The following is a 24,095-nucleotide window of genomic DNA, read 5'->3' as shown; positions in this document are numbered from 1 at the left end:
CCGCTTGGTCATTTTAAATCTTATTTATTCATCTAAGAAATTATTAAAAATTGTTGGCCTGTCATGACAGATATAGAAATGAATCCTCAGTTTGAACGTGCGTTGAGCTTGCTTAAGAATCAGCACAAAAGTCTTTTTATTACCGGCAAGGCAGGCACAGGTAAATCGACACTTTTGGAATATTTTTGTAAACAATCCTCTACTGAGCCAGTAATTTTGGCTCCTACTGGAGTAGCTGCTCTTAACGTGAGAGGGCAGACTATACACCGTTTTTTTAATTTCTATGTCGATGTGACACCAGAGAAGATTCGTGAAAAAAAGATTAAGCCGCGCAGCAGTAAAATTTATAAGGCTTTAAAGACGATTATTATCGATGAAATCTCAATGGTTCGAGCCGATCTTTTGGATTGTATTGATGTTTTTTTGCGTATGTATGGACCGGATAAAGAGCAGGCATTTGGCGGTGTGCAGATGGTCTTTGTTGGTGATCTTTACCAATTGCCGCCGGTTCTCAGCAGAGAAGAAAGCCAGGTGTTTCAAACTTTTTATAAAAGCCCATATTTTTTTAGTGCCAGAGTTTTTGAGTCAATTTCTATTGAGCTTTTGGAGCTTGAAAAAGTTTATCGGCAAAAAGATCAGGAATTTGTCACTTTGCTTAACAGAATTCGCAATAATTCTATGGAAAGAGAAGATATTGTAAAACTTAATAGTCGCTTTGACCCTGAGTTTAAGCCCAATACCAATGATTTTTTTATACATCTTACCACTACCAACAAAAAGGCAGATGAAATAAACGATCGACATACCAAAAGTCTCACATCTCGTATGCATTGTTTTAAGGCTGAAATTACCGGCGATTTTGGCAAGGAATATTATCCTTCAGCACCTTATTTGGATATCAAGTTGGGATCGCAGGTGATGTTGCTCAACAATGACGCTCGTAGACGCTATGTCAATGGCAGCATGGGTATCGTTGAGTCAATAAAAACAATTGATGGCGAAGATAATCTGGGAGTGCGACTAAAAGATAATGATCGCCTGGTCTATGTGACGCGCTTTACCTGGGAAGTGGTGCGTTTTAAGGTTGAAGGCGATGAAATAAAATCTGAGTCAGTTGGCACCTTTACACAATTTCCCGTGCGACTTGCTTGGGCGGTAACTATTCATAAAAGCCAAGGAAAAACTTTTGAAAATGTAATTTTGGATGTGGGCAATGGAGCATTTGCTCCGGGGCAGATTTACGTAGGGCTTTCTCGATGCACTTCATTTGAAGGTATAGTTTTAAGCACTCCCATTCATCGGCATCATATTCATACCGATTCTCGTATCATCAAGTTTTTGACTTCCTTTCAGTATCAAAAATCAGCTGAACACTGCTCAAATGAAGAAAAAATAGCATTGCTTAATGAGGCTATTGCCGAAAATGTATCAGTGGAGATGATCTATCTAAAAGTCAATGACACCAAATTAAAGCGCGTGATCAAACCATTAAAAGTGGGCAAAGAAAGCTATCGCGGTAAATTATTTCCCGCTTTACGTGCATGGTGCGATGAAAACAGCCAAGAGCAGATATTTCATGTAGGTAGAATATTGGAGCTGAGCAAAACACGTTAAAATGTTCTTTAGTTGCAGAAACTGTTTTTGGAGATACTTAGAAGGTCGTTTGAGCTGCTTTGGCTATCAAAAATGATCTATTCTTGATTGGCATGCGGTGGTGCCAAATTTAACTTTTGTCGCTCTGCTCGAATTTTTTTACTGTAGCAGTGTTAAGAGCTCAAGCACAAAACATCTAAGGCTTTTATTAAAATTAGAACATGCTAAAAGACGCCAAAAATAAAAAAGAGAATTTTATGAACATTAACGTGAAGCAATATTCCCGAGGAGAAGAAATCGCAAACAGCATTATTCATGGGATTGGCGCCCTGTTTAGTGTTGTCGGTACGACTGTTCTCCTCACCTTGGCGATACAAAAACATTCTGCACTGCACTTGATAAGTTATACAATCTACGGATCTTCTCTTATATTTTTATATACTGCATCAACCCTGTACCATGCGCTTCCTTTTTTAACTGCCAAAAAAATATTCAAAATTTTTGACCATATCGGAATCTATTTGTTGATCGCTGGTACCTATACGCCATTCCTACTGATCAATATGAAGGGAACTTTTGCCCTGATCATGATGGCTGTCATATGGACATTGGCAGGTATGGGTTTGATTTTTAAACTATTTTTTACTGGGCGCTTTCGTTTACTCTCAACTATTTTGTATGTGGCCATGGGATGGCTGATCGTGGTTGCCTATAAACCTCTGGCTCAGGCGCTTGAGCCGGCAGCTATGCAATGGCTGTTGATTGGTGGGCTTTTTTATACCGGTGGAAGTGTTACGTATCTAATGAAAAAAATATCTTATCATCATGCCATTTGGCATGTATTTGTTATTTTAGGAAGCTTGTCTCATTATATTGCTGTTGTGCGATCTATGTGATAGCCAAATGTTGTGTTTTTTGAGAATTTAAATTTATGAAAAATGTAGAAATAATTTATTGTTTTATTTGTTTAATAAGTTCTTTTTCCTTGCTTGCAGGCAAAGAAAAAAAGATCGTAAACAAAGGGGTCGCTTGTTGCTATTTGGGACCTATTAATGGAAATAATTACCCTCATTATAAGCAGTCAGCCCTCAAGAAAATTCCTTCCCCGGGTTTTTTGGATCGTGATTTCTGTCTTTGTGAAGAGTACCTATTTAATGAGTCAGTTTGTTATGAACCGAGTCTCAAGAGCAAAAATTGGGGATTTTGCTCTCAAAAAATTAAGGGTGAGTACAGCTTTGGTGGCCTTATGGAGCAAAGCTCACTCTCAGAACATCTAGACTCTGCTTTTACTCATATAGTGATTGATCCTGTGCTCAAAGTTGACCTCTCTGAGCAAAAAGATATGCAGCTCTCCATGGGGACTCATGTGAAGATTTTGGGAGAGCTTGGAGAAAAATATTTTGTACAGATCCATGGTGATAATGGTAATTGGGTCAGTAAAGAGAGTTTGAGCAAGATAGATGAACTTAAAAATATGGATGAGGTGCGGCTGCGAGCCCAAATAGTCGCCCAAGCGCGAAAATTGATTGGACAGCCCTACAAATGGGGAGGTCGCTGTGCTTTTGAAGGGCATGGCTATGATTGTGCAGGATTGGTTAAAACCGCTTATATGAGCTGTGCCAAAGAATTAGCTCGCCCGGTTGGATACCAGCGACAAATGAGCACAAAAATTTCATTCGATGATCTTTTGCCTGGAGATGTTCTCTTTAGTGTGAACAAGCACGAAAAAGCGGTGCACGTTGCAATGTGGACCGGTGAAAATACTGTGATTGAGGCATCGCCCATCTCAATGGATGTGAGGGAAGTTTCACTTGAAGAGGCCTTTGCTTGTGATAGGGAAATTATCAGGAAGGGGAGAGTGTTTTACAGTGATAAAACGGGTGATTACTCTGTTTCATGTGCTAAATTTTTTTAAGCGCTGTGTGCATTTTGATTAGTTTTTAAGTGTTATTAAATAGTAATAATAAAAACCTTGTTGAAATATATTGTTTGTGTTTTAGATTTTTAAATCTTAGAAAAGTGCAGTTGAAAGCAAAAATAGCTGCGCATGAGAATACTTTATGAAGGCAGGCTTATGAATTCAAAAAAATCATCCTTTGCCCATTGGCGTCCACATCCTTGGCATGGATTACTGCCAGGGAAGAATCCACCACAAGATGTCAATGTTTACGTAGAGATAACGCCCTTTGATCTAATCAAATATGAAATTGACAAAGAAACAGGATATTTACGTGTAGATCGTCCTCAACGTACAAGCTCTCACCCTCCATCACTCTACGGTTTTGTGCCGCGTACCTATTGTGGAACAAGGGTGCAAAAGTTGTCTCCTCGATCTTTACGTGGCGATGGGGATCCTTTAGATATCTGTGTTATCAGCGAGCGTATGATTGCTCGTAATGAAGTACTATTAAATGCGCGTGTGGTGGGCGGCATTCAGATGATCGATGATCAAGAAGCGGACGATAAAATTATTGCCGTGCTTGCTAATGATAATGTATGGGGAGAGGCAAGCTCTATTAATGATCTGCCCAAAGTTTTGATTGAGCGTCTGTGTCATTATTTCAGTACTTATAAATTAATTCCAGGACGTCCCAACACCATTTCAATTGAGAAAGTATATGACGCGGATCATGCTTTTAAAGTAATTGAAGCGGCTATGGAAGATTACGAAGATACTTTTGAAAAATAGTTTTTTAAATAAAAGCATCATCCATGCCGTTGACAAGCATGGCGGCAAGCAGAGGTTTGAGCTCTTGCTCAAGCTTTTTGTTACTAAAAAGTGTTATTTTTTCTCTAAGCTCAAGACCAACAGTTTTGGGCAACGCGTACTCGATTGCGCTATGCCAGCGGCTCTTATGAAAAGATAAATAAGCTGCTGCAATACTAAGCCCAATTTTCTCAAGTGTTAATTTATGGGTGACACATATTATTTTTATAAGGACACTTCGGAGTGATTTATATTCAAAAGGGTTAGGATTTTCGAGTTTAGATGCATCGAGAAAGTCAACAGTTTTAATTTTTTGGGATATGAATTTTTCAAACCTCTGCTTTTTTAAAACTTGGGCAAGGTTAGCTATGCCATAAGAACCTGCAGCTTTCATTACCTGAAGAAAATTATTTTCATTGAGGGCCTGAAGTCTCATGAGAGCAGGATCAAAGAGTGCAGCTTTAGGTTTTGTCTTAATAAAATTAGGCAGAAAATTTTGCAGTAGAATTTTTGGTGAAATGATACTTTTTTGCTCGAGCGTTATATTTTTTAGACTTGCCTCAAGAGAGCTTCTTAAGTAGAGAGGTTCTTTTTTAAGCTCATCTTTTATCCAGCTTGGGTGTACCCAAGCAATGGTGTGTTCCGGCACAAGGAGCAATTTTCTAAGCTCAAGAATAATTTGTGTCATGCGTTCATTTTTTTCGAGTTTTAAAAAACGCGCCTTAGCTCCCTCTATGCGCCAGATTTGCTCTTCAGGAAAGAGATTTAAAATATCATCGAGGTTATTTCGTGAAAAAAGCATGGCAACGAGCAGCAAGCTTTGTTCATAGTGATGCAGTAATTTCTTGCTTTCTTTCATGACAGCTCTTTTACATTTGATGAGAATTTCAATTTTAAGTAGGGCCTAAAAAATAGGTATCCGGCAATTAACAAAGCAAGAATCGTTAAGAAAATAAGCCCCCAAATAATCAGAGATGAATTTTTTCTAGAATTTTTCTCCACACCGGCTTCTGGACTTTTCACGCTAATTTCTTTTTCTACAACATGAATATTTTCTAATGAAATGGAACCGAGTGATGAGGCAACAAGGTTTTTAATATCATCGATGCTCGGAGGGGTAGCGCCTGACTGAGTTTTGTTAACAATGCTGACCGAGGCGCTTTTGGGAAATTGATCTGCCCCCAAAGAAAGCATCACGCGGGTATCAACTACTCCGGGAAGAATACGGATAAGACTTTCGATTTCTCCCTGGCTTGCCATGATAAATCGGGCATTTTCATCGCTTTTGGTAGGAATAAATCCCGACGAACCTGGAGGGTAGACCTCCTTAAATCCTGCACGGTAACTTTTAGGAAGTTGATTATTTACTAAAATTCTTAAAGCTTGATCGAGATGTTTATTTTTTACCGTTACTTGAAAGCTCGATTGTTTTCTATCTGGAACTCGTACTTTTTGAGCTGAAATATTGTGGTCCTTGAGCAAAACAATAATTTCATTTGCATCATTTTGGCTTAGTCCATCGACAATGCTTTCACGATGTTCACATGCCATGAGGAAAAGCAAAGTCAGGGGAAGAAGATATTTTTTCATTCGCACGCTCATCAAAATTTATTTCCTTTTGATTTTTTGCGACCACTGTTCAACGCAAATATTAAAGAGCCTTTAAAAAATGCCAGCATAAAGCTGGCACCCTTTTTAACACGCGAACTATCAAGAATATTTAATAATTAAGCGGTCATCTTTTTTACTTCTTCTGCAAGATTATCTTCTTTTTTCTCAATTCCTTCGCCAACCTTGAAACGCACCATGCACGAAACACTTAAACGAGTACCGCTCGATTTAGCCAATGCATCAAGCATTCCTTGAATGCTTAAATCAGGATTTTTGACGAAAGCTTGGTCAAGCAGGCAGAAATCCTTTTTGTGCTTGGCCATTTTTCCATCAACGATCTTATCCACCATGTTCTCTGGTTTTCCAGAAGCAAGAACTTGTGCTTTAAAAATTTCTTTTTCGCTCGCTATCCAGGAGTCTGGAATGTCTTTTTCGCTTATAAAAGCTGGGTTAGATGCAGCAATATGCATAGCGATATCACGAGCGGCTGTTTGGACTTCTTCTTTCTGTGCTCCTTGAGGATCATCAAGCTTGCACTCCACTAATACCCCGATAGAACCTGCTCCATGAATGTAAGATCCATAGAGATCTCCACCCGACAAAACAGCAAAACGTCGTAGGGCAATTTTTTCACCAATGGTGGCGACCTTATCGGTGATAAGTTCTTCCACTGTTGCCCCGTTTGCAGTCTTGTAAGATGCCAAGAGGCTTCCATCGATCTCTGTGCAATCTGCACACGATTGTATATCAAAATCTTGAGCAGTTTTACTTATAGTATCAAGCACGTTTTTAAAATCGTCGTTTCGAGCAACGAAATCAGTTTCGCAATTGAGTTCTGCTATAGAGGCTTTATGCCCAGAAACGAGTATGCCAATGAGTCCTTCTGCTGCGATGCGGGAAGTTTTTTTAGCAGCTCGTGCAAGTCCTTTTTCTCTGAGAATCTTGATGGCTCCTTCCATATCACCAGCATCTGAGAGGGCATTTTTGCAATCCATCATACCTGCGCCAGTTTTTTCTCGTAATTCTTTCACCATTGATGCACTGATTTGTGTCATTTTTTTTCCTTATGTAGTCGTAAAGCTGCCCAAAAATCCAAGTCTGATAATCTTTAGAATTTTTAGGCAGCTTTTTAAAAATGTGAAAACAAAGTTGTTAACAAACTTAAGATGCTTGATCTTCACCAGCTTCTTCGCTTTGGGATTCTTCTACAGCTGCTGCTGGCTCAGTGGCTTCTTGGGCTGATGTCTCGGATTCAGCTTTTTTAGCGACAACATGAACTTTAGGACCAGATTTCTTGCGTGGTTCTTTTTTATCATGTTGAGCTGCTCCACCTTCTTTGTCAGCAGTTTTTTGTCGTCTTTCAGCAAGGTCAGCTTGGTGAGCGATATCGCCCTCTTTGCAAGCATCCGCAAGTTTAGACACAAAAAGACCAACAGAACGAATGGAATCGTCATTGGCTGGAACTGGATAGTCTACGACATCAGGATCACAGTTGGTATCGAGCATTGCAATGACTGGAATTTTAAGAAGGCGAGCTTCACTTACTGCAATGTGTTCTTTTTTAGGATCAATAATAACGATTGCTCGTGGAGCCTTTGTCATATCCTTAATCCCATCAAGGTTTCTTTCTAATTTTTCTAGTTCGCGAGAAAGTTTGACCACTTCTTTTTTGGGTAACTTTTCAAAAGTTCCGTCAGTGGACATCTCACTTAGTTTTCTAAGACGTTCGATCGATTGTTTGATGGTTTTAAAGTTTGTCAACATGCCACCCAACCAGCGATAATTAACGTAGTACTGGTTGGAAGCGAGGGCTGCGTCTTTAATAACTTCCTGAGCTTGCTTCTTGGTACCGACAAAGAGAATCTTTCCGCCCTTTGAAACGGTCCCTCGCATAAATTCGTAAGCATTTCTAAAAAGGCCAACAGTTTTTTGCAGATCGATGATATGAATGCCATTTCTTGGGCCAAAAATATATGGTGCCATTTTTGGGTTCCATCTTTGTGTGGAGTGACCAAAGTGTGCTCCGGCCTCAAGCATTTCTCTCATACCAATTTTATTAGACATTAATTCCTCATTTAAGCTCGTAAGCTTGTTTAGGGTTATTCCTTCACACTCATTTACGGCATTGAAATCTCTTAGACCCCCTCTACAGGGGCACCCAAAGAGGCCTGAGTGTGTGTGTTATGAGCTTGCTATAGCAGTGAAAAACATAAACTGCAACGAGCTTGAATTTTTGTGTGGGTGAAAGAGTTATGGCCTTGTGGTATGCAAGCTATCAGACTGATAATAAATAATAAATTTAAAAAAATATAAAAATTTATTTAATTTATTGTTGTTTAATAATATTATAATTGAGAATTTTATAGGGGGCCATATTTTATATGGAAGGAGATCTGTCCTACTGGATAATACTGTTGTTGTGTCTGGTTTTAGCGGCTATATTTTCTGCGGCAGAAACCGCACTGACATCGGTGCCAGAGACCTATATTAAGAAATTAATTGATGAGAAGCAGATATTTATCAAGCCATTCGTACTGTGGATGGAGCGAAGCAATAGAATTCTCACTACAATTTTGGTTGGCAGTAACATTGTAAATACTTTGATCGCAGTAGTAGCAACACTTTATGCTCAAGAATTATTTCAAGATCATGTCATTACCATCGCCACAACCTTTGTTACGCTTGCCTTAGTAATTTTTGGTGAAATAACTCCTAAAACCTTTGCTCGGCACAATGCCCGTAGCATCGTCAAATGGATTGTTTATTTCATGTATCCGGTATATTTCTTGCTTTTTCCCGCCGTGTGGTTACTGACTCACTTTGCTGTTTTGTTAGTGCAGGCTTTAGGGGGAAACACCAAAAGAAATGGTCCCTTGGCCACAGAGGAAGATATTGAGTATCTCATAAAGCTTTCCCATCAAGAAGGTGTGTTCAAGCAAGAACAAGGAAAGCTTTTGCAAAGTGTGATTTCTTTTCGCGATACAACGGCACGGGAAATAATGGTGCCGCGCATTGAGCTTTGTTCGCTCAAAGTCGATTCCGAATTAGTAGATATTCTGCGCGAAGTAGCAGAGCATGGCTACACAAGATGGCCAGTATACGCAGACGACATCGATCACGTTGTTGGTATTTTTTACGTCAAGGATCTCATTAGATTTCAGCTAAGTCACGGGGCTGATTTTAATTTAAAAAATTACCTGAGAAAACCACTTTTTGTTCCTGAAACAATGAAGCTCAATGCAGTATTGAGAGAATTTCAAAAGCTCAAAGTGCATTTGGCTATTGTGGTTGATGAATATGGCGGCACTGCAGGGATTGTGAGCCTAGAAGATATATTAGAGGAAATTGTTGGCGAGATTCGTGATGAATATGATCAAGAAGAAAAAGCCGCAGTCATTAAAATAAATAAAGATCATTATGTTGCCGATGGCAGAGTAAGTATTTCTGATTTGGCAAAACTAAGCGGCATTCACTTGCCCACACACGATGCATATGAAACTTTGGGTGGATTTATAATTGATTATTTTGGGAAAATTCCTAAAAAAAATTCGCTTGTTAGAGAACAAGAATGGATTTTTAGGGTTATTGAAGTTGAAGAAAAACGTGTAGTGAAAATTGATATCAGTCGAGCATCTGAGCAAAAAATAGACGAGTGATCAGAAGTCTTTGCTTTAGGACTTTAATGAAAATAATTAAGCAATGCTTTTTGCTTGGTCTGGGAAAGCATGTCAAATGAAATAACTAATTTTTAAGTGCAAAAACCCACCAAATGGCTTTTTAACTATTTTTAAAGCAGCTTTAGGCAAAAACTCTGGTGTTATTGGCCAGTTTTTTATTTTTATGCTAAGTCCGCACCATGAGATTACAGGTGAGCTTGTGCCAGAAAAAAAAAGTTTTTTAAGTGATGCGCGTTTAGTATTTTTTTCTTCTCGACGTTTTTTGGAGGAGCGATTCTTATTGCTTCCGGCTAAAAGAATTTTTGCTTTAGCATTTTTAGGAGTTTTTTTGGGTCTAGGGCTGGGAGGTCTCATTAACTACGCCATTTCTCTTGCTGTAGAACACGACTTTCTAGACCGGGTAGAGATGTATCATTCAGCACTGGCTGCCTTAGGTCTTGATAAAGATTCCTTTATAGAAATGTTAAAATTGCAGCGTTCTTACTCATTTTTGCTGGCGGTTTTGTCTCCCGTTATCGCTTATATGGCACCTCATATTTTTGGGGGGGCTCTTTTCATTTTTCTTAGGCTTTTGGTTCGTCTTCCCGAGATAAAAATCGATTTTTTTCATACGATGGAGTGTGCTTCTGTTGCTTTGTGCTCCATGATATTTTACGCGATTCCTTTTATTGGGCCTTTGCTGGCTGTGACTTTGGTGGTCTTAAATCTATCCCGTGCACTTTTTAAACAATATAAGATGACAGGATTTATGAAGGGGATGAGTATTTTTTCTGCGCTTTACCTGTGCTTTTTTATTCCAGCCGCAACCTTGCAGGTATTGGCTCAAAACATGGTGCATTTATTTAAATGATCCAAAAATAATTTTGAAGCTCGCTAAAAAATTATTGCAGCTTTTAAAATGCGCTATCTTCTTTAAAAAAAGGAGATTTTATGAGCGCATTTTTCTACGAAATAATTCGGGCAGAACATCTTTTGTTTTATTTTTTTGCATACGCTTTAGCAGCTACGCCTACTTCATATTTAGTTGCCCGATTTATTCATAAGAGCGATGCGCGTTTAAAAAAAGATTTTGTTCATAGCGCATCGACAATATGGCGCACGTGGTCGAAAAAAACAGGAATTGCAGTTTTTGTGTTGGATTTTTTAAAGGGTTTTATACCTTGTGCCATAGCTTTTTCGCTGATGGTACCTGTAGAAATTATTGCTATTATTGGTCTATTTGCGGTGCTTGGTCACTGTTTTTCAGTTTGGCTCATGATGAGTGGTGGAAGAGGAGCTTCAACCAGCGCTGGAGCAATGGTGTTTGTAAGTTGGCCCATTGTTGTTTTGGGGTTAATAGTTTTTTTAATGTCAGTGCTCCTTGGTGCGCGAGTTGAAAGAGCAAGTTTTTATGCAGTTTTAGCAACAGTATGCGCTTTTTCTATTTGGTCAGTGAACAACTTGGTCTTTATAGGTGTTTTAGTCATGGGCGTTGTTGTGTTATGGCGCCATCGATCTTTTATTTTTATTAAACCCTGAATGTAGAGGTCAGCATATGAACAAAAAAGCTTTATGCATTATGGTGCTTTTTTGTTTTCTAGCTTTTTCGTGTTTTAGGCGCCATAGGCCCAATGAAAATGCTTTATTACAACAAAGGGCTTGTATAGAAAGTATCAACATTCAAGACTATGAACGCGCTCAGGTGCACTGTGAACTGTGTTTAGAATACGATTCATCAATGCCAGAGTGTTTAAATGCTATTGGTTTAATAGCTTTGAGCAAAGCTGATGAAAGCAAAGCGATAAAATTTTTTACCCAGGCTCTTAGGCAAGATAATGATTACTCAGAAGCACGAAATAACATTGGAACCATTTATTTTTCTCATGGAGAATTTAATGAGGGTCTCAAATATTTCGATAGAGCTCTTGAAGTTGATCCATCCAATACCGATGCTCGCTACAACTGTGGCTTAAGCCACTTTCGTTTAGCTGAGCGAATGCGTGCTCAGGGAAAAATAAAAGAAAGTCTCAAACACTTAGTGCAAGCTGAAGACCAGATAAAAAAATTATTGGTGATTGAGCCAGAATATGAGCATGCCTACCGAGATTTGGGGCTTATTGAATTGAATCGTTATGACCTTAGTGAATTTTCTGATAAAGCCAAAATACTTTTAAACAAAGCTCAAAAGGCATTTGCCGAGTGCCTTGTGCTTAACCAGGAAAACGATGGGTGTCACGAAGGTATGGCGCAGGTAAAAACCGAGCAAGGCTATTTTGATCAAGCATTTTCGCATTATTTTTTGTGCCTTTCCCATGCTCCAAATAATTCAGCTTGTCGTCATGGTATTGCTGCAGCTTTTGAAAAGAATGCGCTGGCAGAAAGAGGCTATCAAAAATTTCGTGAAAATCTAAAAGACGAACAGGGGAGCGCTGATGCGCACGAAGCATTTTGTGCAGCCTTATTCGAAAGAGGATTAAAAAGTGAGGCCAAAGCGGAGTGTGAAAGAGCATTGGCTAAAAATCCAAAATTATGTGGAGCTCACTTTAGGCTGGGTAATTATTATGCCGCACTTTTGGATGCAGACAAAGCCCTTCAACATTGTCAGGAATATTTGTTGTGTGAAAAAACTCCAATAAATGTCAAACAGCAGCGGGTGTGCCAAGAAATAGTGACGCTTACTCGGCGCTAGTGGAACTTCCCTTATGGCAATCAAACTCATAGTAAAATCTGACAAAAAAAATAATTCTCGTGAAGAATATGTGCTCGATGATTTGGTTATTAGTGTAGGGAGAAGCCAAAGCTGTACAGTGGTGTTGTTGCAGCGAGAGGTAAGCCGTCGCCATTTTGTTGTGAAATTTGAAAATGGCACATATTTCATTGTGGACGAAGGATCTACACATGGTACCTGGCTAGATGATGAAAAGCTTGAGCCTGGTAAAAATTATGTTTTGTCAACTTCGCAAATTGTCAAAATACCTGGTGTAACTATCGAGCTTTTCAACGATCATAAACCCCCAAGGACAGATAAAACTACTTTGGTTGCGCGCAAATTAATGGGAGAGCTTTTTGAAGACTTTTCCATGAAAGAGGAAGTTTCTTTTTTATTTGATATCACACATCAAAAAAAATATTTTTTCAACAGCGAATCATCCTCATTTATTTTAGGAAGAGCTTCGCATTTGGATTTTGTTGTAGATGATGAAGCAATTAAAAAAGAGCATCTTTCATTTGCCAGAGATATTAATGGCACCAGAGTCATTGTGATCAATAATGCTCAGCTGATTGTGAATGATGAGCTTATAAAAGATTCAACTCTTCTTTATCATGGCGATCTAATTTCTATTGGTGAAACCCAACTATGTTTTTTTGAACGCGAAGATCAAAAGCGTGTCAAGGAGCTTCTTTTAAAGCATTCTACGCAGGAAACAAAACAGGATGAGAAGGCTACACAAATAATAGAGCCAGAGGATAGTGCTACCAAGGAAGAATATTATGCTCGTAGGTCCACTGTTTTGAAGGGGCTCGATTATTTATTTTTTGTACTCTTTATTATATTTTCATGCGGTTTATCGTGGTTGTGGTTAAAAATGACATAGGACAGAGCCTGTTCGAATGCCACGAAAATTATGTAGCTCAGGCATGAAAGTTTCTAGCTTTGGATCGTGAGGCCATATTCCCAATCGGGAGAGAATTTCTTTTACGACGAGCGGGCGGATATTTTGCTTGTGATCCCCGTCAATAATTTTTATAGCGATGCCTGCGCCTTTGGGAAAGCGTTTGCTCGTCTGGATAGAGATTGCTTGCATACCGTCAGCGCCTGTCTTTGAAAAAATTGTTCCTTGGGCTGCTTTCATTAGAACAGTATCAAAGCGCTCGTGTCCTGCCACATATTCAGGGTAGCTGACGGCACCACTCCAAATTTGTACTAAAGACTGCGCATGTTTCATATCTGCATCGCAGTGTCCTAAGCGAGCATACATTAAAGCGATGCGAGAAAGCGGCAAACAAAACGAAGGCAAAGAGCAGCCGTCAATGCCGCTTTCAATCTTATCTTGATCATAGTCTGCAATAGTGCTGACAACATCTAGAATTCTTTTTTGAATTTCATGGTCGAGCCTTTCATATGCAGGGTCGGCTTTGAGTTTTTTGCACAATAAAAGCATAGCGGTGTGTTTTCCAGAACAATTATTATGCAAAGCAGTTGGTTTTTGATGATGAAGCAAAAGATCAAGCTGAGTAGAAAGGTGATAGGGAGCATGAATGCCACAGCGCAAATCACTTTCATTAAGTCCGTTGAGGCGCAAAATTTCTGCGAGCCGTTGAGTGTGATAGGTCTCACCACTGTGAGAGCTGATAAAAAGAGCGATATCTCTTAAACTTAATTTTTCTAAAATGCCCTCCTCAATAACTGGAATGAGTTGAAAAGGTTTGGCGCACGAGCGCATGTGCGTTCTCGCTTCAGTCTCACCCACCTGAAGAAGCGATGTGCCATCTGCATCTTGAACAGAAATCAATCCTCTGTGACTGCATTCCATGATGGGGTGGTGATGGTGCGAAACCCCTCGGTTTAAAGAAAAAAGTACAGGGGCTGTCTCTAATGTATTGTTATTATTCATTTTATGAAAATGCCTCTTTGATAACGACTTTTATTTTTTAAATCTAATTTAGCAATAATGTAAGTGATGTTTTGACGAGAATTTAAAAATTAAAGAAATTATGTTTTTGAATTACTGACTTAGAATTATGAGAAAAACAGGTAGAAGTTCAATACTTTTAACTATTGGTTTATGAGACCATTATAATCCACAAAAAAACACACCCCAACATCACTGGGGTGCTTTTATCCTATAATTGAGAAACACTCTTTCCGACTCCGAAAGAAAAATAAATTAACTCCCTCTTACATTTCGGCTTCGCTTGTTGTCTCACCTTCCTCAGGATCAGCGGTTGGAGCTGCTCACCAACAATCCAACCGCGCATAAACACAATGTTAATACTTTGGCTAACTTAATAATATGAACCAACCTCATTCGTCTAGCCAACATGATGTGTAACTACGCGAGTAGTTTTAACCAGATGAAGCAGGCAAAGCACGCCCTGATCAGGAATCAGCAAAGAGATTTAGTAGTAATCGATTGGTGAGAAAATTCTTTTTGCTTAAATTTGGTTATTTGGTGTTTTTAATTTCGTGATATTTTTATTTTATCTGTTATGTAATTTACGGTATTTTTATTTTTATTATTTATATTTGAATTGCAAGAGATTTTAAATGTTTAATTTGTTGGTTAAATTTGCTTTGATTTTAATAGTGTCCGTGCCAACTTCTGCAGGAAGCGCCTTATCTCCCATCACTGATGCTTTGAAATCTACATCTTGGTCGGGTAGGCTCTATCAAAGTGAAAGGCTTCCGGAAACAAAAATTCGCTTTCATTTAAGCCATCATCTAGGTTCCTCAGCAGGTAGCTATTATGAAATCTATCGGACCTATTCTGAGCAGATAGGAACTTTTCAACGGTGGTCAGAGGAATTGTTGAGCAATAAAAAATTGCCAGTCGAAACCCAAGTTGAAGCAGAAGAGAGCATTAGTGATGGCAAACGCAAGCTATCGTGGCTCATTACAGAAAAACCGAGATCTAAAAAATACTATGATGAAGCAACTGGTGAATACGTTGATAAAGATTATTTTGTCGAGTTTACTTTTTATGATAGCGGCTACCTAAACCCTAAAAAAGGCGATGTAGTTTTGCAGCTCAGTATTCCCTTAGAAGATTTTGGACTGAGATTCTCAGATAAAAAAGGCAAGGCATTTATTTCAGATAACTTGCATTCCTTGACTGTCCGCTGGGGAGATGAGGGACTCAAGGTGGGGACCAACTATGTAGAATCGAAAGTTCCTGCAAAGGGCATTTTTCAAAGCCGAGGAATTTACGGGTTTTTGGTGCAATTTGATCAATAAATAAGTCTTTTTAATACGCCCTCCGTACTTTTGTGGAGCAGTTGGATCATACTGAAAAACTGATAGAAGGGCGCTCATGAAAGCTCGGTTGTGTTTTTTATTGATCCAAAAAAATTTCTCGTTCGCCTTTCGCATTAAGAACCGGTCCCACCAGACCGGCTTTTTCCATGTGCTCAACGATGCGAGCTGCCCGGTTGTAGCCTACGCAAAGATGTCTTTGCAAAAAGCTTGTGGAGCATTTTTGGTATTCTCGTACGATTGCGATAGCGTCATTTAATTTTTCATCAGCCTCGCTGTTGTCAATGCTATCTCCCATATTTTCTGAAGAGTTTTCTTCAAAGTTGGCGATTTCTTCGTTGTATTCGCAAGGATGTTGAGATTTGAGGAAATCTACAACTCGCACCAGTTCTTTTTCTGAAATAAAAGCGCCGTGAACACGGGTAACATCGCTGGTTCCTGGAGGAATAATTAAAACATCACCTTTGCCCAATAATTTTTCTGCACCAGTTTTATTGATAATAGTTTTTGAATCATGGCTCGATGCCAAGCGAAACCCCATTCTGACTGGAAAGTTGGCTTTGATGACCCCTGTGATCACATCAACACTCGGCCGCTGGGTGGCTAACATAACGTGGATTCCTGCTGCACGCGCTTTTTGTGCAAGGCGCATGATGTAGCCTTCTACTTCCTTACCTGCTACAGCAAGTAGGTCAGCATATTCGTCAACTACTATAACAAGATAGGGAATCTGCTCGTGCTTTCTTCCATTGGGTTCTTTTAAGTGGTCAGAACCAATAGTTTTTATTTTTTCGTTGTAGGTGCTGATATCACGCACTGCTGCTTCTTTCATTAACTCATAGCGTTGATCCATTTCCTTTACGGCCCATTTCAGCGCGTTGGCAGCTTTTTTTGCTTCGATGATAGGTGGCAGTAAAAGATGAGGAATGCCGTTGTAGATTGAGAGCTCAAGCATTTTAGGATCGATCATCAAAAAGCGTACTTCGGCAGGAGTTGCTCGGTAAAGAATGGAGCAAATCATAGCGTTGACGCTTACGGATTTACCAGAGCCAGTTGTACCCGCTATCAAAACATGGGGCATGTCAGCAAGATTCATGAAATATGGATCGCCCTCAACATTTTTTCCGATGGCCATGCAAAGTTTGCCAGGCTGCGAGCGATAAATATCATTGGCGACAATTTCTTTTAAAAATACCGTCTCTCTATTGTCATTGGGTACTTCAATCCCAACGGCGCCCTTTCCTGGAATAGGGGTGACAATACGAACATGTACAGCTGACATAGCCATAGCAATGTCGTCAGAAAGAGCAGCAATGCGCGACAATTTTATGCCCGGCGCAGGAACAAATTCATAGTTAGTGACTACAGGGCCTGGTCTTATTTCTCGTATTTTTCCTTCAATGCCAAATTGTAAAAAAGCGCGTTGTAAGCGTTCGGCCTCTTTTTTAAAATGATCGGGTGCGACAGTATGAGGTGTCGGTGCATCGTAATTCAAGAGCTTTAATGGAGGGAGACTAAAGACAACATCTTTTTTTTTATTATCTTTCTCTGCTCGCTTAATGGCTGAGATATCTTTTTTTCGATCTCGTTCAATAATGTGGATATCGCTATCAAAGGTAGGGCTTTTCACCATAATAGGTGCTATTTCTGTTGAGCTTTCTGTTGCTGCTTGTTCAGGCTCAGAAATAAAAGATTCTTTATCTTGGTGACTTTGCTCAAGCCTTGGCTGCGCACGTTCAATATTGGATAATGATTCATATTTAACCACAACGTGAGTGGCTTTCTCCTTTCGTTTTTCTTTGAACCTTTGAAACAATAGACGAATATACGCACTGATGCGATAGAAGCCTTTAGCAATGAGGGGCCTATCAACAATTAAAACAACACCTGCAAAAATAGTACTTAGAGCTACGACAAAGAGCCCACCTTTAAAGAGATGACTCATAAAAAAAGCACTAATTCTAATTCCTAAACGCCCACCCAAAGCTGGAGAAAAAAATGAAAGAATAGGGGCTATTCCTAACAAAATAAAAGTAATGCCGGTAGCGCGGTAAGCATTTAGTATGCTTGGGTTATCAAAAATGAATTTAATGGAAAAAAGCAGGAGAGTAAGTGGAAGAATAACTGAGAGTATTCCCACATAGTTTACTAATACAGCAGATATTTTAGCCCCCACTGGGCCAAGCCAATTGTTAAGCTGATGTTCATTTAAACCTGGTAGATTGTCCGCTGAACTATAAGTAGCGATTGATAGAAAGAGCATAAACGAAAGAGCAAAACTTATGATTCCACAAAGCTCCTTTATGATTATTTTTTTCTGTGCGGCGTTTGTTTCTTGCTCGCCCTTTAAAAATTTTTTCATGAGTCGCCATAGTGAGTTTATTTTGTTTGAATAAATAGTGAATACTTTTGCCATAATTTACCTAAGTTAGCAGCCACATAAATTTTATTTGAAGTTAATACACAAAAGGTGTGAAGCAACATCAAGATGGCCGTATTTTTATAATACCAGCCCGATTCGCGAACAAAAATTTTCCTCACATATCAAAGATTTTTCCAGGATTTAATACATTATGAGGATCAAAAGTTTTTTTTATGCCTTTTTGGATATCGATGAGAGCTTGGGAGTGCTCAAGGTGAAGATAAGATTTTTTTTGCAGACCAATGCCGTGTTCTGCGCTCAATGTACCACCTAAAGAAAGTACTTTTAGTAACACTCTGTGACGTAAATCTTGCGCAGTATGGCTGTATTTTTCATTATTATACATAATTTGCACATGGAGATTGCCATCTCCGGCATGACCAAACAAAGCACACAGAAGATGAGGTTTTTGCTCTTGAGCTTTAAACCAATAGCTAAATTCCTCCATCGAGCATAAGGGTATAGCCATATCCTCTGATAATTTTTTGCCCAACCATGAAGAACACGCTTGGCTTAGGCTTGAGCGAATTTTTCTCAGGTGTTCGTGTTCTTCTTTGCTGTGCGCATATTCAGAGCGAAGCGTTAGATCTTCCAGATCGTTTTGAATCATTTCAAGCTGTTTTTGAGCGCCACCCAGGTAAGATGCATCGCACTCGATCAAGAGGGCTGCGCAATTATCACCAAGATGTTTGAAGTGTCCTTGGTGCTTAAGGGCAGATATGCAATTCTTATCGATATATTCGAGTGTTTTTGGTAAGTGTCCACAGTGCAGTACGCGCGTCACTGCCTTGAGGGCTGTGCTGTCTTTTTCAAATAAAAAAAGTGCGGCGCTTTCATCTTTGGGAAGGGGCAAAAGGCGCAGAGTAAATTTGGTGAACACAGCTAAAGTTCCCTCGCTACCGCATAAAAGTGATGCGATGTCATAGCCACTTACACCCTTAGGACAACGTTTACCGAAATTGATGACTTCTCCAGTTCCTAAAATGGCTTGTCCTCCCAAAAGATAATCTCTGGTGCTGCCGTATTTAAGCGTAGAAGGGCCTGATGCATTTTCTGCCACATTGCCGCCAATAGTGCACATAGTCCACGATGCTGGATCAGGAGGGTAAAATAAGCCATGAGCTTTAACTGCTGTTTGAAAATCTCCCAATATCACACCTGGCTCCACTTCAGCAGTAAGATTTTTTCTATCAATTTCAATGATGCGATTGAGTTTTGTAATATCAATAATGACACTTTGTGGTGTAGCAATAGCTCCGCCCGACTTGCCCGTACCAGCGCCGCGTATCACCAAGGGAATGCAATGATTAATGCATGCTTTGGTGACCCATATAAGTTCATCGATAGTGATTGCTTTGATAACAGCTAAAGGAAGAGATGGGGAAACGTTAGTTGATTGATCACACTGCGCGTAAAACTTTTCATCTTTGCCAAGCAGGATTCGATTTTTGCTGATTTTTGTTTTTAGAAATTCAAAAAATGCTTGTTTATCAGCCATGGTGCGCTCGAAAAAATATTATCATTCCAATGATGAGCGAAAGTGTAAAAGCAGAAATTATGGCTCGTACTGCAATGCGACCGATAGCTAAATTTCTCTCTCTTTTGTTTTCACTTAAACTATGTCTTCGTATGTTTATTGCCATCTGAAATCCTTAGAAATTGGTTTCATTAGATAAATAAAGCTTATTAAAATATATGCCATGGTATTTTGCCTGAGTAAAAAAGCCAAACCCAATGCGATAATGCTTGATAGACTCGTCAGTGAAAATTAAAGGACATATTTTGTTTTTTGGATCCAAGCAACACTCTTATTGAGAACAGAGTGAGTAAACAAGCCAAATATTTACTCTTGTGCACATAGTCATAAAAGGTTTTTATTGGTAGAAATAGTTTTGATCTTATGGTGATGGTGAACTTATGAAAAAGTTTCTCGCTTTGATTTTTCTAATTCTTTTAGCTGTAATAGGCTACGTCAGCTATGCCCACTTAAGTGGAGGTGCTGTGCCGACCTTTGGTCTTCCTATCGGAGGTGAACAGGTACTTATTAGGAAACAAGCATTGCGATTTTTTGAAGATATTAAATTTAAAAATATGAGTGGACTAAAAGATTTTGTCGATGAAAATACTGACTTAGCAACTGTTAATAATTTTATTGTTAAAACGATTGGTTTTGTTCCAGAGAATGTAGATCTGCAGTCAATGAAAGTAGAAAATATTGAGCTTGACTCGACCAAGAAACGAGCACGTGTAAAAATCCACCTTACTGGCATCGAGCTTTCTGAACATAAACCTTTTGATAGCAACAAAATAATTTTTTTGTATCAGGCCGACAAGCATCGTTGGCTCATCGATGTAGATAATATTTCTCTTTAAATAGCAGCATTCATATCTAAAAAAAATCACAATTTTTTGAGTGAACAGATTTCCCTCCTAAGCAAACAAATTGGCTAAAAGGGGGGAGATATGATTAAAAACTCTCAAAAAATTCTTGCAGTTATGGGTGTGTTGGTAATAACTTTCAGCTCGCTAAGTGCGTCCGCAACCAAATATTGTGCCTATATCGGTAAAGAGCCAGACGGCACTACAGTTCCAGGGGTAGAAGGTGTAGGTCAGGGCGCAACAATGAATATTGCATGTCAAAGGGCACTAAGAATATGCAATAGAAAGCTAAGTATTGCAAAACAAGATGGTATTGCAAGTCAAAATGCTGAATGTAAACGTTATCTAGTTCCTTAGAAAGTATTTAAGAAATCCGAGTATATTTCTATGAAATGTCGTGCGTATGAACGCTGTGTTTAGGTATATATGAGTAGCCGAACACCAAATCAACGAAAAATACTCTTAAATGGAAATTTTTAGATACGAGCTCTTAGTTTGATTTTCGCTAGAAATTTAGACTGAAAAAGGCGCCTCAAGGGTAATATATTCCGATATTTATCTGCGAGGAGCCGACAAATGTGTGCGGCATCAGTTATAGACTTTGATAGCCTGAAAATTCGATCTAAATCACTATCCTATCTAGGCGCGCTGTTATGGAAGTGAGTATTTCCCATACAATTGTGTTGCAGATGAGGGCCCAATCAGAGGCTTTGATGCATTTATTGTCTTCGTTTCCAATCAGTGTTGCCATCTCTCCTTCCTGAGCTTCAGGAATGTCACTTATATCGACGGCGCACGAGTCCATGGATATTGTGCCAATGATTGGGGCCTCTTGTCCTTTGATGAGCACTTTTGCCTGATTACTCAGACGACGCGAAATGCCATCACCATAACCAATAGCAAGAATAGCCACTCTTCGTTTTGTCGGTGCATGATAAGTATGTCCATAACCAATGCACGTCTGAGGTGGAATTTCTTTTATGGCGATAATCTGCGATTTGATGCTCATTACTGGAATAAGTTCACTTTTATTGTCAAAAGGGCTGTAGCCATAAAGCAGTAAGCCAGGGCGATTAAGGAGCTGAAGATGAGCAAATCGTTCGGACAAATTAATTTTTCTGAGCAATGTTGCACTGTTAGCAAAATGAACATAGTTGAAAGAAATATTGTTGTCCAAAAGATAATCCAAGCATTGCTCAAATCTCTTTATCTGTACGTCGGTAAAATCTGAGTTAAGATCATCGGCCATGCAAAAATGTGTCGCAACTCCTTCTATTTCAATATGAGCATGATTTTTTAGTTTTTTAAACTCTTCGTCATAACCGTGCATTAGGAGTTTTTGGTAATCGAAACCATTTCTTATGAAGCCAGTATCAAATTTGAGGTGCACAGAAATTTTTTGTTTTCTATGGGTGGCAAATTCTGTGATATCCCTCAAGGCTCGTATCGATGAAATTACTGGGGTGATTTTATATCGAAAAATATCTTTGCTTTTTCCAACAAATGCGCCCCCATCGAACAAAAAAATTTGATTCTTGATTCCATGTGCGCGTAAGCTTCGTGCCTCTTTGAGTGCTGCTACACCAAAAGCTATACCTGGCCGATCATTAAGAATCGAGGCTATCTGCAAAAGTCCATGACCATAAGCATTGGCTTTGACCATGACGATCATTGGTTGAAGCATTGTTAACTCTTCAATAAATGCCAAATTCTTAAGCAAAGCCTGTCGGTTGATTAGGGCTATCGAGCGATACATAATCATTCCCATAGAAAATAAACTCAAGTCTATTGAGAATAAAAGTCTTGAATAGCCCCCCTGGCTTTCAGGGCCTCAAACATAAGCGAAAAAGGTTCATTATTTTCTAGTAAATCCATGCCCTGGCTTACGAGACGGCTTATTTGAGCTTTATCGCGCTGTAAAAATTGTGCGACTTCACTCACGCTTCTTTGGGCTCCAATCACTGCGGCTGTAGCAAGAAGCCTTCGTGCCATCACCAGATCCTGTCGTCTGGAGGGGCTTTGTAGGTTTTCCAAAGAGATGCTCAGAAGCAAACTTGTACGTTGAGCCAAAGTTTTTACCGAAGATTTTTTGGCCGGATGGGCAGAGCCTGTGGCTTTATGTAAAAAATGGCTCGGGTTTTTTTGGCTTGAGCCAACTCCTGGACTGATTATCTTTACGCCATAACTATCTGCCTCCAAAGCTTTTTGCTCTACGAAGCGACTAAAGGCCCTGCGGCTCGATTCAATGTCATTGCCAAAACTTTCAAGCACCAACTTAGTTGAGACAAAATCGATGTTGTGTTGGAGCATTCCCATGTAAGCAGCATGGGAACTGTAAGGATAAAGTTCAGCTCTACGAAGAATGCCTTGGCGGACGGGCCATAGGTGAACTCCCCTCACTACATCTGAAAGGTCATGAGGATCAAATATGAGCGATTGAAACCTTCCTCGGAATAAGTGGCCTATGCTTTGAAATTTGCGATTCATATAGGCACTGTAACGAGCATGAAGCCGCTGCATAATGCGAGGCAGTATGAGGCGGTTAGGTTCAATTACCAATCTCAACTCTTTTTCGAGCAAGGCGAAAGCATAAACTTTAAGCAGACGATCTCGTGTCATCTGTCGGAGTACATCCAAGTAAAAACAATAGTCACTTTGCTCTGTAAATAAACTCCTACCTTCATTGGCATGAGCTATTACCAGATGCGGAACGTTGAGCCAGGTAATTCTCTTTAATCGTGACAATTTTTTCACCCAAAATAGTTAAAGACCAAAGTATTCTACCTTAATCAAGACGGTGAATTAAAATTTAACAAGCCGTTCTTTGCTTTGGTTCTTTTTTAAAATACTAACAGCTAGGATGGCCCATTATCCGAAAGAGTGGTGATCTTATGGCAACTTCTTTTATCGACCTCATTGAGGAATACGCTAATAATTTTATTGATGACGATACCAAGAAGCGTGTAGAACAGATTGCTGCACGACAGACAAATGAGTTTGGAGTCGATCAGTTTGGACTCGATGCGCGAACTTTACGTGCGGTTGTGCCAATTTTATGCTGGTTTTATCACCATTATTTTCGTGTAGAAACTTTTGGAGCCCAACATATTCCCAAAGGTCGCATGATGGTGATCGCTAACCACTCGGGTCAACTACCTTTCGATGGTGCGATGATTGCTGCAGCTTTTTTATTAGAAGCAAAAGAGCCGAGACTTTTACGGGGAATGGTTGAAAGGTGGACATCCGAGATTCCTTTTGTTTCTACTTTGCTTCCTCGTTTAGGACAGGTGGTGGGAAGTCCTTCTACCTGCAAAACCCTCCTAGAAAACGAAGAAGGGGTTATTGTTTTTCCTGAAGGTGTCAAAGGAATCTCTAAATTATTTTCGGAGCGTTATCAGCTCACAAGTTTTGGTACAGGTTTTATGCGTATTGCTTTAGCTGCTAAGGCACCAGTGGTTCCAGTAGCTTTGATAGGAGCAGAAGAGCAAGCTCCTGCTGTCGCAAACTTAGCACCATTGGCTAAAACTTTGGGTATACCTGCGCTGCCTATCATATTTCCTCAACTTGTACCGCTGCCATTACCGGTTAAATACCGTATCTACATTGGTGAGCCAATATATTTTAATGGGGATGGTACTGAAGATGACGATGATATTGCTGTGATGGTAAAAAGTGTAAAAGATACCGTTCAGCAGATGATTAAAAATGGATTAGAAAAAAGAAAACACATATTTTTTTAGCCTGTTTCAGTGG

At 39.4% G+C, this 24,095-nt stretch carries 23 protein-coding genes; 13 read left to right on the top strand and 10 right to left on the bottom strand.

Going from position 1 to position 24,095, the window contains the following annotated elements:
• Positions 1-63: 63 nt before the first annotated feature.
• The 4 genes from H6731_02825 to H6731_02810 all read left to right on the top strand — a co-directional run bounded on the left by H6731_02825 (position 64) and on the right by H6731_02810 (position 4,282).
• Positions 64-1,614: an AAA family ATPase gene (locus H6731_02825; protein USN51358.1), complete on the top strand. Its 1,551-nt coding sequence runs from the start codon at positions 64-66 to the stop codon at positions 1,612-1,614.
• A 236-nt stretch (positions 1,615-1,850) separates the two neighbouring features.
• Positions 1,851-2,489, top strand: coding sequence for a hemolysin III family protein (locus tag H6731_02820; protein USN51357.1), 639 nt, complete (start codon positions 1,851-1,853; stop codon positions 2,487-2,489).
• Between the two features lie 35 nt (positions 2,490-2,524).
• Positions 2,525-3,508, top strand: a complete 984-nt coding sequence (locus tag H6731_02815; GenBank protein USN51356.1) for a C40 family peptidase — start codon at positions 2,525-2,527, stop codon at positions 3,506-3,508.
• A gap of 159 nt (positions 3,509-3,667) precedes the next feature.
• Positions 3,668-4,282 carry an inorganic pyrophosphatase gene (locus H6731_02810; protein ID USN51355.1) on the top strand — a complete coding sequence of 205 codons (615 nt, stop codon included), beginning with the start codon at positions 3,668-3,670 and terminating at the stop codon, positions 4,280-4,282.
• A 4-nt stretch (positions 4,283-4,286) separates the two neighbouring features.
• On the opposite strand, the gene H6731_02805 is transcribed toward H6731_02810, so the two are convergent.
• The 4 genes from H6731_02805 to rpsB form a co-directional block, all read right to left on the bottom strand.
• Positions 4,287-5,159, bottom strand: coding sequence for a hypothetical protein (locus H6731_02805; GenBank protein ID USN51354.1), 873 nt, complete (start codon positions 5,157-5,159; stop codon positions 4,287-4,289).
• Complete coding sequence (locus H6731_02800; protein ID USN51353.1) at positions 5,156-5,890, bottom strand: hypothetical protein; 735 nt, start codon at positions 5,888-5,890, stop codon at positions 5,156-5,158. The genes H6731_02805 and H6731_02800 overlap by 4 nt, the downstream gene beginning before the upstream one ends.
• Before the next feature lie 137 nt (positions 5,891-6,027).
• Positions 6,028-6,966 carry an elongation factor Ts gene (locus H6731_02795; protein USN51352.1) on the bottom strand — a complete coding sequence of 313 codons (939 nt, stop codon included), beginning with the start codon at positions 6,964-6,966 and terminating at the stop codon, positions 6,028-6,030.
• Between the two features lie 106 nt (positions 6,967-7,072).
• On the bottom strand, positions 7,073-7,975 hold the full coding sequence (gene rpsB / locus H6731_02790; protein USN51351.1) for a 30S ribosomal protein S2: 903 nt from the start codon (positions 7,973-7,975) through the stop codon (positions 7,073-7,075).
• A gap of 317 nt (positions 7,976-8,292) precedes the next feature.
• On the opposite strand from rpsB, the gene H6731_02785 reads away from it, so the two are divergent.
• The 5 genes from H6731_02785 to H6731_02765 all read left to right on the top strand — a co-directional run bounded on the left by H6731_02785 (position 8,293) and on the right by H6731_02765 (position 13,163).
• The gene (locus H6731_02785; protein ID USN51350.1) at positions 8,293-9,567 is read left to right on the top strand and encodes an HlyC/CorC family transporter; all 1,275 of its coding nucleotides are present in this window, start codon (positions 8,293-8,295) and stop codon (positions 9,565-9,567) included.
• 220 nt (positions 9,568-9,787) lie between these two features.
• A complete protein-coding gene (locus tag H6731_02780) occupies positions 9,788-10,438 on the top strand; it encodes a hypothetical protein (GenBank protein USN51349.1) in 651 nt (216 codons plus the stop codon).
• A gap of 80 nt (positions 10,439-10,518) precedes the next feature.
• Positions 10,519-11,106, top strand: a complete 588-nt coding sequence (locus H6731_02775; protein ID USN51348.1) for a glycerol-3-phosphate acyltransferase — start codon at positions 10,519-10,521, stop codon at positions 11,104-11,106.
• Positions 11,107-11,122: 16 nt separating this feature from the next.
• The gene (locus H6731_02770) at positions 11,123-12,256 is read left to right on the top strand and encodes a tetratricopeptide repeat protein (protein ID USN51347.1); all 1,134 of its coding nucleotides are present in this window, start codon (positions 11,123-11,125) and stop codon (positions 12,254-12,256) included.
• A gap of 13 nt (positions 12,257-12,269) precedes the next feature.
• Positions 12,270-13,163: an FHA domain-containing protein gene (locus H6731_02765; protein USN51346.1), complete on the top strand. Its 894-nt coding sequence runs from the start codon at positions 12,270-12,272 to the stop codon at positions 13,161-13,163.
• Here H6731_02765 and H6731_02760 read toward each other — a convergent pair.
• A complete protein-coding gene (locus H6731_02760; protein USN51345.1) occupies positions 13,149-14,183 on the bottom strand; it encodes an asparaginase in 1,035 nt (344 codons plus the stop codon). The two genes, H6731_02765 and H6731_02760, sit on opposite strands and share 15 nt — an antisense overlap.
• A 653-nt stretch (positions 14,184-14,836) precedes the next feature.
• Here H6731_02760 and H6731_02755 point away from each other — a divergent pair.
• Positions 14,837-15,523: a hypothetical protein gene (locus H6731_02755; protein USN51344.1), complete on the top strand. Its 687-nt coding sequence runs from the start codon at positions 14,837-14,839 to the stop codon at positions 15,521-15,523.
• A gap of 97 nt (positions 15,524-15,620) precedes the next feature.
• On the opposite strand, the gene H6731_02750 is transcribed toward H6731_02755, so the two are convergent.
• From H6731_02750 to H6731_02740, 3 genes are all read right to left on the bottom strand, one after another.
• Positions 15,621-17,903, bottom strand: a complete 2,283-nt coding sequence (locus tag H6731_02750; protein ID USN51343.1) for a DNA translocase FtsK 4TM domain-containing protein — start codon at positions 17,901-17,903, stop codon at positions 15,621-15,623.
• 175 nt (positions 17,904-18,078) lie between these two features.
• Entirely contained in the window at positions 18,079-19,461 is a 1,383-nt protein-coding gene (locus tag H6731_02745; protein USN51342.1) for an FAD-binding oxidoreductase, read from the bottom strand.
• Complete coding sequence (locus H6731_02740) at positions 19,454-19,606, bottom strand: hypothetical protein (GenBank protein ID USN51341.1); 153 nt, start codon at positions 19,604-19,606, stop codon at positions 19,454-19,456. Before H6731_02740 ends, H6731_02745 begins: the two co-directional genes overlap by 8 nt.
• 274 nt (positions 19,607-19,880) lie before the next feature.
• On the opposite strand from H6731_02740, the gene H6731_02735 reads away from it, so the two are divergent.
• Positions 19,881-20,336 (top strand): hypothetical protein, encoded by a 456-nt coding sequence (locus H6731_02735; protein ID USN51340.1) that lies wholly within the window; start codon positions 19,881-19,883, stop codon positions 20,334-20,336.
• A gap of 90 nt (positions 20,337-20,426) precedes the next feature.
• On the top strand, positions 20,427-20,699 hold the full coding sequence (locus tag H6731_02730) for a hypothetical protein (protein ID USN51339.1): 273 nt from the start codon (positions 20,427-20,429) through the stop codon (positions 20,697-20,699).
• A 265-nt stretch (positions 20,700-20,964) separates the two neighbouring features.
• On the opposite strand, the gene alr is transcribed toward H6731_02730, so the two are convergent.
• The gene (gene alr, locus H6731_02725) at positions 20,965-22,098 is read right to left on the bottom strand and encodes an alanine racemase (GenBank protein ID USN51338.1); all 1,134 of its coding nucleotides are present in this window, start codon (positions 22,096-22,098) and stop codon (positions 20,965-20,967) included.
• Positions 22,099-22,127: 29 nt separating this feature from the next.
• Positions 22,128-23,087, bottom strand: coding sequence for a hypothetical protein (locus tag H6731_02720; protein ID USN51337.1), 960 nt, complete (start codon positions 23,085-23,087; stop codon positions 22,128-22,130).
• A gap of 146 nt (positions 23,088-23,233) precedes the next feature.
• Here H6731_02720 and H6731_02715 point away from each other — a divergent pair, with 146 nt between their 5' ends.
• Positions 23,234-24,082: an acyltransferase family protein gene (locus H6731_02715; GenBank protein USN51336.1), complete on the top strand. Its 849-nt coding sequence runs from the start codon at positions 23,234-23,236 to the stop codon at positions 24,080-24,082.
• The last annotated feature ends 13 nt before the right edge of the window (positions 24,083-24,095 follow it).

The sequence above is a fragment of the Myxococcales bacterium genome (genome assembly GCA_023898405.1).
In the GTDB taxonomy this organism is placed as follows: Bacteria; Myxococcota; UBA727; order UBA727; family JABDBI01.
The sequence above is the reverse complement of the archived record's forward strand: the minus strand, read 5'-3'. Positions and strand labels throughout refer to the sequence as shown.

Bases quoted from the DNA above. Each gene is read 5' to 3' on its own strand.
- rpsB (USN51351.1), bottom strand. From the start codon at position 7,975: ATGTCTAATAAAATTGGTATGAGAGAAATGCTTGAGGCCGGAGCACAC.
- H6731_02745 (USN51342.1), bottom strand. From the start codon at position 19,461: ATGGCTGATAAACAAGCATTTTTTGAATTTCTAAAAACAAAAATCAGC.
- H6731_02775 (USN51348.1), top strand. From the start codon at position 10,519: ATGAGCGCATTTTTCTACGAAATAATTCGGGCAGAACATCTTTTGTTT.
- alr (USN51338.1), bottom strand. From the start codon at position 22,098: ATGTATCGCTCGATAGCCCTAATCAACCGACAGGCTTTGCTTAAGAAT.
- H6731_02740 (USN51341.1), bottom strand. From the start codon at position 19,606: ATGGCAATAAACATACGAAGACATAGTTTAAGTGAAAACAAAAGAGAG.
- H6731_02755 (USN51344.1), top strand. From the start codon at position 14,837: ATGTTTAATTTGTTGGTTAAATTTGCTTTGATTTTAATAGTGTCCGTG.
- H6731_02770 (USN51347.1), top strand. From the start codon at position 11,123: ATGAACAAAAAAGCTTTATGCATTATGGTGCTTTTTTGTTTTCTAGCT.
- H6731_02800 (USN51353.1), bottom strand. From the start codon at position 5,890: ATGAAAAAATATCTTCTTCCCCTGACTTTGCTTTTCCTCATGGCATGT.
- H6731_02805 (USN51354.1), bottom strand. From the start codon at position 5,159: ATGAAAGAAAGCAAGAAATTACTGCATCACTATGAACAAAGCTTGCTG.
- H6731_02815 (USN51356.1), top strand. From the start codon at position 2,525: ATGAAAAATGTAGAAATAATTTATTGTTTTATTTGTTTAATAAGTTCT.
- H6731_02785 (USN51350.1), top strand. From the start codon at position 8,293: ATGGAAGGAGATCTGTCCTACTGGATAATACTGTTGTTGTGTCTGGTT.
- H6731_02715 (USN51336.1), top strand. From the start codon at position 23,234: ATGGCAACTTCTTTTATCGACCTCATTGAGGAATACGCTAATAATTTT.
- H6731_02820 (USN51357.1), top strand. From the start codon at position 1,851: ATGAACATTAACGTGAAGCAATATTCCCGAGGAGAAGAAATCGCAAAC.
- H6731_02825 (USN51358.1), top strand. From the start codon at position 64: ATGACAGATATAGAAATGAATCCTCAGTTTGAACGTGCGTTGAGCTTG.
- H6731_02810 (USN51355.1), top strand. From the start codon at position 3,668: ATGAATTCAAAAAAATCATCCTTTGCCCATTGGCGTCCACATCCTTGG.
- H6731_02750 (USN51343.1), bottom strand. From the start codon at position 17,903: ATGAAAAAATTTTTAAAGGGCGAGCAAGAAACAAACGCCGCACAGAAA.
- H6731_02735 (USN51340.1), top strand. From the start codon at position 19,881: ATGAAAAAGTTTCTCGCTTTGATTTTTCTAATTCTTTTAGCTGTAATA.
- H6731_02795 (USN51352.1), bottom strand. From the start codon at position 6,966: ATGACACAAATCAGTGCATCAATGGTGAAAGAATTACGAGAAAAAACT.
- H6731_02760 (USN51345.1), bottom strand. From the start codon at position 14,183: ATGAATAATAACAATACATTAGAGACAGCCCCTGTACTTTTTTCTTTA.
- H6731_02765 (USN51346.1), top strand. From the start codon at position 12,270: ATGGCAATCAAACTCATAGTAAAATCTGACAAAAAAAATAATTCTCGT.
- H6731_02730 (USN51339.1), top strand. From the start codon at position 20,427: ATGATTAAAAACTCTCAAAAAATTCTTGCAGTTATGGGTGTGTTGGTA.